Below are 14,537 nucleotides of genomic sequence, written 5' to 3'. Positions count from 1 at the left end.
ACTGTTTTTTTAATTGTTACTAATTATTTGATTAATCAAACAAAAAAGAGCTTATGTCACATGAAAATTAATTTCCCTACAGTTTTAACCTTATTCCGAGTTATATTAATTCCTTTTTTTGTGATGGCTTTTTATCTATTTCCGCATGAGTGGTCAGGTTTTTTTTCTGCCTTAATTTTTTTAATCGCAGCAGTCACTGATGTGTTAGATGGTTACCTTGCGCGTCGTTTAGGTCAAACAACAAAATTTGGTGCTTTTTTAGATCCTGTCGCCGATAAAATTATGGTCACTATTGCTTTAGTTTTGATTACTCAATACTACCAATCGTGGTGGATCTCTATTCCTGCAATCATTATTGTTTCAAGGGAAATCATCATATCAGCATTACGTGAATGGATGGCTGAAATAGGCAAACGCGGTAATGTTGCGGTATCTTCAATCGGCAAAATAAAAACTATCGCACAAATGACAGCCTTGACTTGGTTACTCTGGCGGCCTTGTGATATTGTTATTTATGCAGGTCTTGCAGCTCTTTTTCTAGCAACAATTTTAACTTTACTATCCATGTTACAATATTTATGGATAGCACATAGCGATCTGTTGGATGAAGAGTAATTTATCTAAAAATCACTAAAAACCAGCTTTAGTGTAATTTTGTGATAGTCCATTATATTCACAAAATTACACGCCCTTTTCCCCAAAAAACACAATATTAAAACAACAATAAGTTAAACATTGAACAATTAAACAATTAATCAAAAATATCTGTTGACTGAAATCATAAGATAGGTAAAATGCACAGCATTCAAAACGAATTACATTTTAGTAAGCAGTTTTGAGCCCGGGTGGTGAAATCGGTAGACACAAGGGATTTAAAATCCCTCGGCCTTTTTGGCCGTGCGAGTTCAAGTCTCGCCCCGGGCACCATTTAAAACACGTCTCATGCGGGAATAGCTCAGTTGGTAGAGCGCAACCTTGCCAAGGTTGAGGTCGCGAGTTCGAACCTCGTTTCCCGCTCCAATATCACAATCCTGTATAATCTATTAAAGTCCGCAAAGTTCAGATATTGATTGATGCCTACTGATTCTGAACTGAAATGAAGTTTAAGCGATAGCTTATTTAAATACATCGACATTATTAATGTATCTTGCAATTCAAATTATCACCTCAATCCCAAACATATTTTTCCTAAGCAAAATCCAATTCACGAGATGCTCCCGTGCTCAATCCTATTTTTTTATGAAATGAAATCCTCATAAACCATGGCTACAAAATGAAGTCCCCATGGTTTTAATTTTTTAAGATATTATTTCACTCAAACTTTGAAGTATCGGTAGCACAAACTCGGAGTCGATGACCATCGGGATCATTTCCTACAAATGTGTACCCGAAATCGAGCATTTGCGGTTTAAGTTCAATTTTGACGTTTAGTTCTTTCCAGGTCGCATAAATCTCATCTACTTCATTTTTTGTTACATCACTAAACGACAGCTCAAAACCGCCATAATGATTGGGTGCCTTTGGGGTTATTTTATCAGCCTCTTGAAGGCCCAAAATAAAATTATCATTCAATAAAAATACAGCAAAACCAGGATAAGTTTTAACTGGTGGGCGCCCTAGTATTTTTGTGTAAAACGCTGTACTAACATCGACATCTTTGACATAAACAATAACGCTATTAGGTTTAAACATTTTTCTTTCCTTTTAGTGATAAAAATTAGTTCAATTAATTTTAGTTGTCTCTATTTTGATGTAGCATTGCTGACAACTGTATGTCATATTTAAAATTCAATCTAAATTATTTTGCAAACATAAAGCATGAAAATTAATCGTATAATTACTACCATCATGGTATTGCTACAAAGAGAAAAAATAACTGGTAAAGAATTAGCAGAAAAATTAAATGTATCATTGCGTACTATTTACCGAGATATACAAGTTATCGAGGGAGCGGGTATACCCATTATTACCTATCAAGGAAGTGCCGGTGGAATAAGTATTTTAAAAAATTATAAAATTAGTAAAGGTCTATTCACTAAAGAAGATGTCATTGTTTTATTAAAGGGACTCAACTTATTATCCTCACCGGTTTTAAAAGAAAGTGAAAATTTAAGAACACTCGAGAAAATAAAGAGTTTTTTATCAGAACAAGAACTTGATGAAGTGACAAATAACTTAAATCAACTTATTGTTGATTTATCTCCCTGGTTTTCCAAACAAAATATTGATAACAAACTATCTATTATAAGACTGGCACTGAAAGAGCAAATGCTTTTATCGTTTGATTATTTGGGTGTTAGGAATAAACAAGCCTCACGTTTAATTGAGCCATATAAACTTATTTTTAAGGAAAAAGAGTGGTATTTACAAGCTTTTTGTCTAACTAAAAATGACTTTCGTGTATTTAAATTGTCAAAAATGTCAAACATTAGAAAAACAAACACTAAATTTATCAAGCAGACAACGCCTGAAGTCTTCTCTTTGTTCCAAACGGATATGAAAAAAAAGAGTTTTAAAATAAAATTACTAATAGATGAATCGCTTTTGGAACGTATTTTAGATTTTTGTGACGAAAAAGATATTAAGAAATTAAATGGACAACAGTATCTTGTAGATTTTAACTTTATTGATGATGACTACAGTTATGGCATTTTACTAAGCTTAGGTCATAAATGTATTTGTTTAGAGCCTGAGCATATACGTCAAAAACTCGTTGAACGAGCGGAAAAATTAGTTAAATCTTACAAAGAAACTGTCAATCCATTTATGTCAAATTAGCCTCAATAACTAAAAATTTAAACATCTAATCTCCGGCTGGTTAACCATTTTACTTTTTCCGGGTCTCGATGATCAAAAAATTGACTTGTATTTGTATCAAGCGCTGCTATTTGTTGCATATCTTTATCTGAAAGCTCAAAATCCCAGATATCTTGATTTTCAACTATACGCTCTTTACGCACAGATTTAGCCAAGCTTGCAATGCCTCGTTGTGCTAACCAACGTAATACCACTTGCCCTATTGTTTTACCATATTTAACGGCAATTTGACCTAACATAGGATGCGAAAATAAACCATTTTTCCCTTCAGCAAACGGTGCCCAGGCTTGAGGCGTTATGCTCTCTTTTTGCATATAAGGCACGGCTTCAAGCTGTTGTTGGAATGGGTTAACTTCAATCTGATTTACGGCAGGAATAATGGAATGAAATGCAGTTAAATCAGCTAATCTATCAGGTTGAAAATTACTTACGCCAATAGCACGAGTTTTACCTGCTGAATAAAGCTCTTGCATTGCTTGTCAGGCACCATGAACATCACCATAAGGTTGATGAATTAAATATAAGCAACATAGTCTAATTGCAAACGATTTAATGAACGTTCAAATTGAGCCTTAGCACCATTGTAATTGGCATCTTGCAACCATAATTTAGTGGTAATAAATAATTCTGCTCAATCAATCCCATGTGCACGAATAGCATTACCAACTTCAGTTTCATTTTGGTAACTTGCAGCTGTATCAATCAACCGATAGCCAGAATCAATCGCATCATTTACGGCTGTTTCACACTCTTTCTTATCGGTCATTTGAAAAACACCAAACCCTAAGATAGGCATTTCGATACCATTATTTAATGTTATTGTTCTTTTCATAGCTCATACCTCAGTTATTATAGTTAGCTTATTATTAAACAGCTTACTACAATGATAAAGTAGGTAATACAACATGCACTAATGAAAATTTTTCATTTATCCTACTTTTTAATATGTCAATGATTGCTATTGATGGAATTTTTTTAACCTAAAAACTCAATATAACCAAAAGGTTATATCATTAATTGTTAGATTAATTTTAAAAAAATCATTAAAATTGAGATCCATTAAGGTATTTACTGACACAAAATTAGCAGAATTAATTGAAAGACCAATATCAATTAGTAAGTTGGAAGTGATTATTCATTTTGTAACATCAAACTTTATAGTTGTGCATCTATTTTTAACCTCATGTCTAAATAAACTTTTTATTAATAACTGTAGGGCATCATCGTTTATTAAAACGCTAAAGTTTTTATAAAAAAATTCCAGTAAACTATGCATACAAATGTAATAAGCATAATAGATAATAAAAACGTTAATAGTTTAATTCACCTTTTTCCACTAATAAAAGAATAAATGCGGCTATAGAAAACCAGTATTATCTACTAATTTTATCAGTAAAATACTCGATGAAAACCTTAAGTTTAGTTGAATTTTTATATGTAGAAGGATAAAGAAAGCAAAATTCCCAAGTATGTTCTTTATTATACTCAGACAAAATTTCAACTAATTCTTTTCTTTTTAACTCTTCTTGTACAGAGAAACTAAAAAGTTGAACTATACCGCCATCATTTAAGGCTAAAAATTTAGTCGCTTGAATACTATCAAAGATTTGTATTTGGCTATTTTCAATATTATCTTTATCTATATTTTTATTTAAAGATGCCCATTGAAATCGTTTATTATTCTGACTTGAGCTAAAATTGATACATTTATGATTAATTAGTTCATCAGGACAAACAATCATGCCATTTTTGGCAAGATAATTGGGACTAGCATATAATCCAGTAGTAGCAATAAACAATCTTTTTTTGATGAGAAAAGCCTCTAGCTTGGTGTTTTCTTGTACCAGTCTAACTGATAGATCATACTCTTCTGCTATAAAATCAATATTTCTATTAGTTACATGAAAATCAAGTTTTAAATTAGGATATTCTTCGGAAAAATTAGCCAGATAAGGTGATATTTTATAATTAAAAAAGGTCTCTGGTACGCTTATTTTTAATTTACCACCAATTGTATTTTTTTCATTTTTAATAGAATGCCCAGCATTAATTAGCATATCGAATATTTCAGAACATTTTTTATAATAGATACGCCCTTCCTGCGTTAGTTTGACTTGGCGTGTACTACGTGAAAACAAGTCAAATCCGATTCTTTCTTCAAGTCTTTTAATAGAACGACTAACAGCAGCAGGAGTAATATTCAAGTATTGAGCCGTAACTGAAAAATTCTCATTTTCGGCTGCGACTAAAAATAACTCGAGGCTAGCGATATGCATAGTTTTAAACTGTTTTTTCATCCAATTGTCTTTATTTATGAATACTAACTGCTATCAAAATATTTTATATTTTGGCCTAATTGCTGACAAAAAACTTATTTATAAGCAATGTAATGAATTACAAGAAATATTAATACATCAATTTTGCCACAAATTACATCTGTTTTTCATGTCCTTTATGGATAAGTATCGTCTCCTAATTCTTATTAGGAATATCTTCAATGGCAATACTATTTTTCAATTTATTAAAATAGAAATAATCACTTAAAAAACCTGCTTACACTTTTGTGCGAATACATTTAGCAAGCGACGTTCTATTTTTTTAGAATCCACTCCCTTTTTATTGATCCAATATTTATATTCCAACCATTATTTACAACCGTTTTAAAAAAGAATGAGAACTTATCATCACAAAACCAGTTTTATAACCGAGTTTAGCAATATGATGAATAAAAATAATAACAAATAATCTGTTTCTCATCGCAGTTTTTCTTATTTTTAATATTATGAATTTATTTATTTTTGTTTACTGTCATTTTTTCTCATAAAAATATTATTAAGAATCAGTGCAATTATAGTGATTATCGCACCTATAATTTCGATATATGAAATAGAATGACCTTGATAGATACCAATAATAAAAGCAATGACAGGGACTAAATTAACAAAAAGAATACCATTAATCGCACCAAGACCATTGATACCTGCATTCCAAGTAATGATCACTAATGTGGTTATGACAAGTATAAAAATATCAAATCCACTTGTGATAAATACACTCAGACTAGGAAGTTTTGCTAAGCCTAAAAAAGATGCAATTAAAGTAATCGTGATAATACTTATTACGCTAAGAGAAGAACTTAACGCTGTAACTCTTAACGCGCTCCATTTGTCTTTTGTCATCACCATATTTGCAAAATAGGTATAAATAACCCAACAAATTGTAGCGGCCAACAATAGTACATCACCTAAAAAGCTTGATGAAGCTATCAGATGATTAAAATCTCCATTCGTTATAACCAAAACTATTCCTACAAAAGCTAATAGCGTGCATAAACTTGTTTTAATGTTAGGTATATTGTGATTGAGGATAGATGATAAAATCATTGAGAGCATCGGCATTAACGCTAATATAATTGTTGCATGCTCAGCAGATGAAAAACCAATGCCGATAAACGTTAGGAAGTTTAATCCAGCAAAACCGATTGTGCCAAAAAGCCACAATTGAAAAGCTTTTCCTTCCGTTTGATAACTTTTTTTACCTTCGATAACAAGCAGAACAATGCTTACAAGAAAAGCACCAAGAACGTAGCGAATAACAGTAAGATAATAACCATCTATACCCGATGATACCGCATGTTTTGAAGCGGGATACATAATCCCCCAGCCAAAGACAGTCACCAATAAATATAATGTGTATTTATAATGTTCTATTCGAATATCCTTCATAAAAAAATAACCTACTTTTCGTATTATTTATTTTATTGACTTTTATAATATTTTTTTATGAAAAGATCATTATCGTCGAGGTAATATCTTTTTTTACATTTTGTAATATCTGATATTGCATTCTTGAGTAAACATGATTTGATGAGTTTGTTTCTTACTGGATTTGGCTTATCAATGGTTTATCCACTTCTTGCCTTACCTGCAATAAAAAGTATGTCACATAAAGATATTGGTCTTGCTCTAAGTACCTATGAATCGTGTTTTGATATTGGAATTCTTTTATCTGGCTTTACAGGCGGAATTATTGTGTCGAGTTTTGGTTATAATGCAACGTTTATATTTGCATTTATATGTAGTTTATTCGCTATATTTCCTTCAATACTTTCATATAAACAAATTGAAAAAAATCAAAACTAAGCTAAATAACTAAACCAAGTTGGTACGCCAATAGCTATAAGTGCCACTTTAATTTATTAGGTTCATTAATAATTTTAATCCGTTTGAAGCTACGAGCATAAGATAAACTCTGTTCACAAGTAAAAAGCATTCAACTTGGGAGGATGCTTATAGATTACAAATAATTGGCGGGAATTATAACTTGTTATACCCTATTACCTTAGTTCACAATCATATTGTTGCCAGGAAGAGTATCGATGATGTCAGTTGTTATTATTGATAATTTTATTGTTAGCAAAGTATTGCATAACTTTAATTATCTGAATTTTTTTGTTAAAAAATCAAACTATCCTCATCTAGCACTTGGCTAAATGAGGATGAGATTATTTAAATGATTAATGAACGCCAGGAATAGTGAATTCCATAATAAGTAATAACGTTGGTAAAATAAAGATAGATAAGATTGTTGAAGCAAAGAAAATACTCGATGCGTGCTCTTGTTCGACTTCCCAATCGTAAGCCAAAATAACTGCGGTTGATGCAGTTGGCATCGCTAATAAAAAGACTAACTCTTCGGCTTCGATACCTTTAAGTCCAAAAAGATGCACAGCAATTAATGCAACAACGGGAGTTACAAAACTCTTTAAAAGCACATTAACCACTAATAGTTTAGATAAATTTAATTGAACACCATATATCCCTACGCCAACAGCAATAAGTGAAATAAAGTTACATGCATTAGACATAATATCAAAAGTATTAAACACAAAATGCGGCATCCAAGTTAAACCATTAGTGACACTAACAATTAACCCTAAAATAACAGCCAAAAACATTGGTTTCATAAGCGAGTTTTTCACTGCGCTAAAAATCATATTGCCTGTTACTTTACCGCCAGATACTTTAGTATGACATAATTCTAATAAGAAAATTGTCATTGGAATTAATGATAAAGCCACAACAAAATTCGCAATGGCGACAGAAATGGTTGACGATGCACCTAACATTAATGTCAAAAATGGTACGCCCATCCCGCCCATATTAGGGAAACAGCATAACATTGAATTCATGGTGGTTGATTTTAAATCTTTACCCAATAAGTATTTATTAGTTAAAAAACAAATTATCCACAAAAATGACATTGTGCAGAAAAAAGCAATCATCCAAATGCCGTTAAATATCTCTGATGGCTTTGCATGGGCAGTATGGACAAAAAGTAACGCTGGGAAGACAAAGTTTGATACCAAGCCAGATAATAGTTTTTTTGAATCTTTTGTGAAGATTTTTTGTTGAACGCAAAACCACCCCAGAAAGATCAATAAAAAAACGGGAAGACAAGAACTTACAACTTGCCAAACGGCAGACCAAATCAAATTCATTTTTTAAAACTCCTAAAATAATATTACTTAAAATACATATTCGGTATTTGGTTGGATTTTTGGATGAACGCTTATTTTTATAAACCAAATTAAATTAATTAGACAATAAAGCTGAACATACCTGATGTAAGCTTGGTATATTTAAGACATGGTTAACATTAAAATCCACAGCATCTTTATTGGTCACACTATAACTTGGGCGCTATTATAGCTTATTCCGATCTACCTTGTGTTAAGCAAGCCCTAGTAAGATTCTTAAAAAAAGAAAAAACCATTAAAACTTAGTCCGATTTATGTCAAAGGAATTTTTTTAAATCAATATAAAATATAATGTTATTAAAATCAAAAAGATGAGTGTTAAATTATAGTAAAAATAAAATCTATACAAAAAGGCCTTAAAGTATAGCCTAAGTATAGATTATTGGTGTAAATGTTCAGTCGATAATAAATCAATTTATTTAATTGACTTATATCTATTTATTTATCATTAAGCTGGTTTGTTATTTTACAAAAAAACCGCAAAATAATCATCAAAAGGTAACAGTATTTATGACAATTATCTTTAAAATTAATTAACGATTAATCAATATAATGTAAATTATTTATTGGTACGCAAAGATAAGGCATAAATTTTATAGGCAAATTATCGATTATTCGTTGTTTAACTCAATTTAAATTAAGATCATTTAGCCATCATTTTTTCATTTACTATATCGGCTAACCTAGCAGTAAACATATTAATTTTTGGCTATTATTTAGTCCATTTCGATCTATTTACACTAGTTTTTATTGAATCCTCAAAAATAAACTGTATATTTATACAGTATTATTCGTTTTTTATCACGAATTAAATAGATGTAATTCTGTTAGTATCGATAAATTATGTTAGGAGAGTATGCTTGCGTAAAGTTTCTATTATTGTGCTTGGCATGGTAGATGGTTCAGTAAAAAAACATTTACCTTTGGTTGATACGCCCGTCAGAGCGGGTTTTCCTTCTCCAGCGGATGACTATTTGGAAACTAAGCTTGATCTTACCGATCACTTAGTTAAACATCCAAGCGCAACCTATTATATCAAAGCACAAGGCGATTCAATGATTAATTACGGCATTTATAGTGGTGATCTGCTAGTTGTAGATCGCTCTTTAATGCCGCAGATAGAAGATATTGTGGTCGCCGCAGTTGATGGTGAATTAACCTGTAAATGTTTAGGGATTATTAATGGGCAACACCATTTATTATCGGGCAATGAATTTTATCCGCCTATTTCGCTAGCGGGTAAAGAGGTACATATTTGGGGCGTAGTAATACATACGATTCACGCCTTACGAAAGCGTGGCAACACATGATTGGTTTGATTGATTGTAATAACTTTTATGCTTCGTGTGAGCGCGTTTTTAACCCAAAACTAGAAAAAAGACCAATTGGTATTTTGTCCAATAATGATGGTTGTGTTATTGCTCGCTCAAATGAACTTAAGCCATTAGTACCAATGGGTATGCCCGCATATCGAATTGAACCCAAAATCCGTAAACACATTACCTTATTAAGCTCTAACTATGAACTTTATGGCGACATGAGCCAACGGGTTTTTAATACAGTCGGTCATTATACTACCGATATTCAACCCTACTCCATTGATGAAGCTTTTATTCAATTAAATGGGTTTAACGATGTGATAGCACATTGCCAAAATTTAAGAACAATTGTAAAACGAGATACAGGTATTCCTGTCAGCATTGGTATTGCAACAACCCACACTTTAGCAAAATTAGCAAATCATATAGCGAAAAAACAAGCTAAATATCAAGGGGTCTACCACCTTCCTAACAAGCCTGTTTTATTGGATAAAATTTTAAAAACATTTCCAGTAGAAGAGATTTGGGGTGTGGGTAGACGTATTGCCCAAAAATTACAGACGTTAAATATTCATAGTGCATGGGATCTACGTCAAGCAAATTTAAAACAGATTAGGCAACAATTTTCAGTCGTGCTTGAACGTACAGTACTCGAGCTACAAGGTGTCAACTGCATTGAATTAGATGATCTCAACACACCTAAACAAAACATCATGACATCGCGAAGTTTTGGACAACTAACTGGGGAACTATTTGATATACAAGAAGCCATTCGCATTCATGCCAGTCGAGGAGCTGAAAAACTAAGACAGCAAAATGCTATTGCTAATGCGGTGCTAGTCTTTTTGAAAACCAACCGCTTTCGTCAAGATTTAATGCAATATAACCCTTCAATTGTAGTCCCTTTATTAACACCAACTGATGATACAAGACTCATTATTCACGCTGCACAAAAAGGGTTACAGGCTATTTATAGAAAAGGTTTTTTGTTTATGAAAGCGGGTGTAATGTTACTTGATTTAAAGGTAAAAGATAGCTTCTGTCAAACTGACTTATTTAGTTCTGAGCTTGCGCCTAACTCGCAACAAAAAAGTGATCAATTAATGAAAACAATCGATAACATTAATCAAAAAATGGGCAAAAATACCATTCAATTAGGGGGTAATAGAAAAACGGCACCTTGGCAAATTAAAAGAGAACTGCTCAGTAAACGTTACACTACGCGCTGGGATGAATTACCGCTAGTTAAATAAACATAAAGTTTACATCATAATCAATTTATGATATTGATTAATATCAACTTAATATCCTAAATAAAATAATAAATAAACGGTTTACGTTTGCTTAAATTTTGTTGCTAATAGATATAAAACACAGACTAGATAGTGAATTGCTTAATCAGTCAGAATCGACCTTTTTAAAAGCTTTAGTGTCGAAGAATCAAATCATTGCAAACTATCACCATGATTTAATAGTAAATTTATTTGATTGTAAATATTAAGATGCAGATGGTGTTAATAGAACAATCATTCAATTGTGTTATTCATGTTTTGAAAGTCAATATTTCAGATCTAATTAAAATCGCATCTAATATTACTAATTCATACAGCTATGTAGCGATGTTTAAGTTTGTACACAAAATAGTCGTTCCAATAAAGAGACTATATAGGTGTAAGTCTCTTGCTTTAAACCTATATAGTAGCTAACTTGCAACTAATGAGGCATCTAAAAATACACCTAACTAACCATTACAACTTAGCTCCTATAAAATAGGAACTAAGTATATAGTTTCACAATATTTTTATCGACAAATCGGTGTACATCCCTGTGCTAACTGTAATAAGTTATAACCTATGGCTCCTGTTTCAATATCAGTACTAAACATCATTTTGTCCATGTATACTTGATTAGTCCAAGTACAACCTGTTGAGGTATCAAAGTTACTATTAGGATAAGCTTTATATAACTCGCCCCACTCTCCAGCAAACGTACCATCAATATCTCTTGATAAACGTTCTTCGTTATTTTTAATCCATGCAGGTAAGGAACCTGTTCCATGTCCTGTGACAGCGTATTTAGCACTAGGTACATTGGTTAAATCTGTAACTGGATAGAAATAACTCGCTGCAACAGAGGCACTAATAACACCTAATCCATTTGGTTTTCCTGAACAAGCATTGGCAGCAGGAAATATATTATCGCCCGAGCTCATGGTATCTGACATTTTATACTGTGTACTCGGAAGTGGGCGAGCCCATTTATTCACTGTAAACGTATAGCTAAATGTTCTTTGTTCGAGCGGTGCACCAACTTTTGTTCTAGCGGTTAATGTTATGGTAAATGGAATAGTAGGACGATTGTCAGATCTAAGTGTAACAACCCCCTCACTCGTAATTGGCGCTAAAGATGGATTACTTGAAGAAAAACTATAATCAGTCTGTGCATTACTCATTTTGAGTGTGAAATTTGCGTAGTTGAATCCTGTTGTTGGAAATTTTTTTGATGCTGTAGGAGAGTAACCGCGATAAGGTTGAAAAACCGCTGGATTATAACCATTGGCAAATTTACAATTGGTTGAATTACATGTGTTATATTGATCTCGTCGTGAAGAGTCAAAAAATCTCAAACTACCTGGTTTAATATGGCAGATTTGTTGTTCATCAACTTTTATTGTATAGATTTTGCTGAAACTGCCATAGTCATTAATATAGGGAATGCCATATTTTGTTTGAACGCTAATATTATTAGAACTAATGGTTAAAGTATAAGGGCTTAGACATGAATCCATAATGCTATTTAATTGATCTGCGGTCACTGTTTTAGTCGTACCATCATAATCTTTATAACTCCAAATAGCTGTCAGCTTTCCCAAGACGGGTGGTTTTTCATTAACATCTTTTATTGATGTAAATTCATCACCATCGATATCACCATAATGTAATCCTTCTATGGTAGAAATATTTTTTGCCACCCCGTCAGCAATGACTTTCGTTTCGACCTGATTAAATTTAGTATTGGCCGATACCCAAAGTATTTCGTTTGATTTTGAAGGCGTGATATTAATAACGCCTTGTTTAGTTATCGGTGCTTTGAAACTAAACAAATCATCTAAATCTAGATAGGGTTTATTACCTTGAATTATTTGTACCGTTTTTGAAGTTAGCGCATAACTTAACTGACTAAACATTAATGTCATGACTAACAGTAAAAATACCTTAAAACAAAATTTAATTTTGTGACAAAAGAGATGGACAATAAGACGATAAAGTAAGCGTATTAATTTTTGATCAAGATTTTTAAGAAAAGAATAAAATAATTTACAACAATAGCCTTTTTCAATTACAGACTGTTTGTTATACAACAAATGTATGCCTGCTGCCTGCTGCCTGCTGCCTGCTGCCTGCTGCCTGCTGCCTGCTGCCTGCTGCCTGCTGCCTGCTTTACCACTATATAATACCATAAAAAACACCCTTACACAAGTTAAATCCATAGATAATACATTAATTTATTTGAAGAAATTAATGTATTAATAAATACGAGCTGGACTAGCTATTTTTTTAAAGTAACATAACAGTAATAAAAAGAAGAAACACAATTTGGTAAAGAAAGTTTAATTGCATTTATATATTTCAATAATAGTAATTTTTTGAATAATCACAATGTGAAATGTTAAGGTAATCAATGGGTTTATGTTATTAACCCCAGAAACTGGGGTATAAAATATGTAATTACGATCCCATATTGACAATTGATTTTCGAAAACGCTTGAGGGAGATGATAAAAAACACACTACCAATAGCTAATAACCACGCGAAAGAAGTCCACACCACACTTAGACCAGCCCCACGATATAATATAGCTTGTCCTAACTCAACAAAATGAGTAGTTGGCGCAATCATCATAATATTTTGAACAATCTCTGGCATACTTTCTCGAGGAGTGCTTCCGCCTGATAACATTTGTAATGGTAACAAAATTAAGATAAGCAACATCGCAAATTGAGCTGTTGATTTTGCTACTGTTGCCATAAAAATACCAAGTGACGTTGTCACAAATAAATGTAAAGCAGCACCAATAAGAAACAAGCTGATTGAACCCGCTATAGGTACACTTAACCAACTATGCACAACCAATAATAAAGCGACCCAAGTTGAAACCAGCACAACTAATCCCATTGACCAAATTTTAGAAAGCATAATTTCAAATGGTGTGACAGGCATGGAAAGAAGATGATCAATGGTGCCATGTTCCCTTTCTCGCATTAAAGCTGCCCCCGTTAAAATAATCGATAACGTAGTGACTATATTAATGATTTCCATAACAGAACCAAACCATGATCGGGTTAAGTTTGGGTTAAAAGCCGTATGCACTTGAATGTTAACGGGTAGATTTGTCGCTTTGCTATAACGATTCACATATTCAGTAATTTCACCTGTAATAATTTGTGTTATATAACCATTACCAACAAAAGCTTGTCCCATTCGCGTTGCATCAATATTAAGTTGTATTTCTGGATTTTGGTTATTAAGTACATCTCGTTGAAAATTAGGCGGAATATTTAATGCAAAGGTATAATTATCCGTATCCATACCCCGATCCACATCCTTCATTGAATATAATTTAACAGGATTATTAAACATAGGTGGATAAAACGCCGCAGTAATTTGCCTGGACAAGGGCGAGTCATCTTCGTCAACAATCGCAATTGACGCATGATGTAAGGAATCTGAAGTCGCAGTTGCAGCAATATAAATATCAAAGGTAAAACAGTAGGCTATTAATAAGAGCATAATAGGATCGCGTAATAATCCCCATAGCTCTTTTATACCTAGACGATAAATGTTGATTAACGTTTGCATAAT

General features: G+C 32.5%; 11 protein-coding genes, 2 tRNA genes and 1 pseudogene. 7 read left to right on the top strand and 7 right to left on the bottom strand.

Translation table 11 applies throughout. The features are described 5' to 3' along the window. Positions 1-60: 60 nt before the first annotated feature. The 3 genes from pgsA (at position 61) to J3U59_RS00240 (ending at position 1,020) form a co-directional block, all read left to right on the top strand. On the top strand, positions 61-615 hold the full coding sequence (gene pgsA / locus J3U59_RS00250) for a CDP-diacylglycerol--glycerol-3-phosphate 3-phosphatidyltransferase (RefSeq protein ID WP_267332851.1): 555 nt from the start codon (positions 61-63) through the stop codon (positions 613-615). Positions 616-839: 224 nt separating this feature from the next. Next, positions 840-927, top strand: a tRNA-Leu gene (locus J3U59_RS00245). Between the two features lie 17 nt (positions 928-944). Beyond that, a tRNA-Gly gene (locus tag J3U59_RS00240) sits at positions 945-1,020 on the top strand. 291 nt (positions 1,021-1,311) lie between these two features. Here the strand turns inward: J3U59_RS00240 and J3U59_RS00235 are convergent. Further along, positions 1,312-1,692, bottom strand: a complete 381-nt coding sequence (locus J3U59_RS00235) for a VOC family protein (RefSeq protein ID WP_267332852.1) — start codon at positions 1,690-1,692, stop codon at positions 1,312-1,314. Positions 1,693-1,818: 126 nt separating this feature from the next. Here J3U59_RS00235 and J3U59_RS00230 point away from each other — a divergent pair, with 126 nt between their 5' ends. Beyond that, the gene (locus J3U59_RS00230) at positions 1,819-2,778 is read left to right on the top strand and encodes a helix-turn-helix transcriptional regulator (protein ID WP_267332853.1); all 960 of its coding nucleotides are present in this window, start codon (positions 1,819-1,821) and stop codon (positions 2,776-2,778) included. Between the two features lie 17 nt (positions 2,779-2,795). Here J3U59_RS00230 and J3U59_RS11955 read toward each other — a convergent pair. The 3 genes and pseudogenes from J3U59_RS11955 to J3U59_RS00210 all read right to left on the bottom strand — a co-directional run bounded on the left by J3U59_RS11955 (position 2,796) and on the right by J3U59_RS00210 (position 6,542). Beyond that, positions 2,796-3,649 (bottom strand): annotated as a pseudogene (locus J3U59_RS11955) (aldo/keto reductase). A gap of 541 nt (positions 3,650-4,190) precedes the next feature. After that, positions 4,191-5,114: a LysR family transcriptional regulator gene (locus tag J3U59_RS00215; RefSeq protein ID WP_267332856.1), complete on the bottom strand. Its 924-nt coding sequence runs from the start codon at positions 5,112-5,114 to the stop codon at positions 4,191-4,193. A gap of 495 nt (positions 5,115-5,609) precedes the next feature. Continuing rightward, on the bottom strand, positions 5,610-6,542 hold the full coding sequence (locus J3U59_RS00210) for a DMT family transporter (RefSeq protein ID WP_267332857.1): 933 nt from the start codon (positions 6,540-6,542) through the stop codon (positions 5,610-5,612). A gap of 141 nt (positions 6,543-6,683) precedes the next feature. On the opposite strand from J3U59_RS00210, the gene J3U59_RS00205 reads away from it, so the two are divergent. Continuing rightward, entirely contained in the window at positions 6,684-6,959 is a 276-nt protein-coding gene (locus J3U59_RS00205; RefSeq protein ID WP_267332858.1) for an MFS transporter, read from the top strand. A gap of 374 nt (positions 6,960-7,333) precedes the next feature. Here J3U59_RS00205 and J3U59_RS00200 read toward each other — a convergent pair whose 3' ends face one another. Then, positions 7,334-8,317: an AEC family transporter gene (locus J3U59_RS00200; RefSeq protein WP_267332859.1), complete on the bottom strand. Its 984-nt coding sequence runs from the start codon at positions 8,315-8,317 to the stop codon at positions 7,334-7,336. An 899-nt stretch (positions 8,318-9,216) separates the two neighbouring features. Between J3U59_RS00200 and J3U59_RS00195 the strand changes: the two genes are divergently transcribed. Beyond that, entirely contained in the window at positions 9,217-9,666 is a 450-nt protein-coding gene (locus tag J3U59_RS00195) for a LexA family protein (protein ID WP_267332860.1), read from the top strand. After that, the gene (locus tag J3U59_RS00190; protein ID WP_267332861.1) at positions 9,663-10,928 is read left to right on the top strand and encodes a Y-family DNA polymerase; all 1,266 of its coding nucleotides are present in this window, start codon (positions 9,663-9,665) and stop codon (positions 10,926-10,928) included. The genes J3U59_RS00195 and J3U59_RS00190 overlap by 4 nt, the downstream gene beginning before the upstream one ends. A gap of 548 nt (positions 10,929-11,476) precedes the next feature. On the opposite strand, the gene J3U59_RS00185 is transcribed toward J3U59_RS00190, so the two are convergent. After that, positions 11,477-13,135 carry a hypothetical protein gene (locus J3U59_RS00185; RefSeq protein WP_267372796.1) on the bottom strand — a complete coding sequence of 553 codons (1,659 nt, stop codon included), beginning with the start codon at positions 13,133-13,135 and terminating at the stop codon, positions 11,477-11,479. A 268-nt stretch (positions 13,136-13,403) separates the two neighbouring features. Further along, positions 13,404-14,534, bottom strand: a complete 1,131-nt coding sequence (locus J3U59_RS00180; RefSeq protein WP_267332863.1) for an ABC transporter permease — start codon at positions 14,532-14,534, stop codon at positions 13,404-13,406. Positions 14,535-14,537: the final 3 nt, after the last annotated feature.

The sequence above is a fragment of the Gilliamella sp. B3783 genome (genome assembly GCF_026536125.1).
Classification (GTDB): domain Bacteria; phylum Pseudomonadota; class Gammaproteobacteria; order Enterobacterales; family Orbaceae; genus Gilliamella.
The sequence above is the reverse complement of the archived record's forward strand: the minus strand, read 5'-3'. Positions and strand labels throughout refer to the sequence as shown.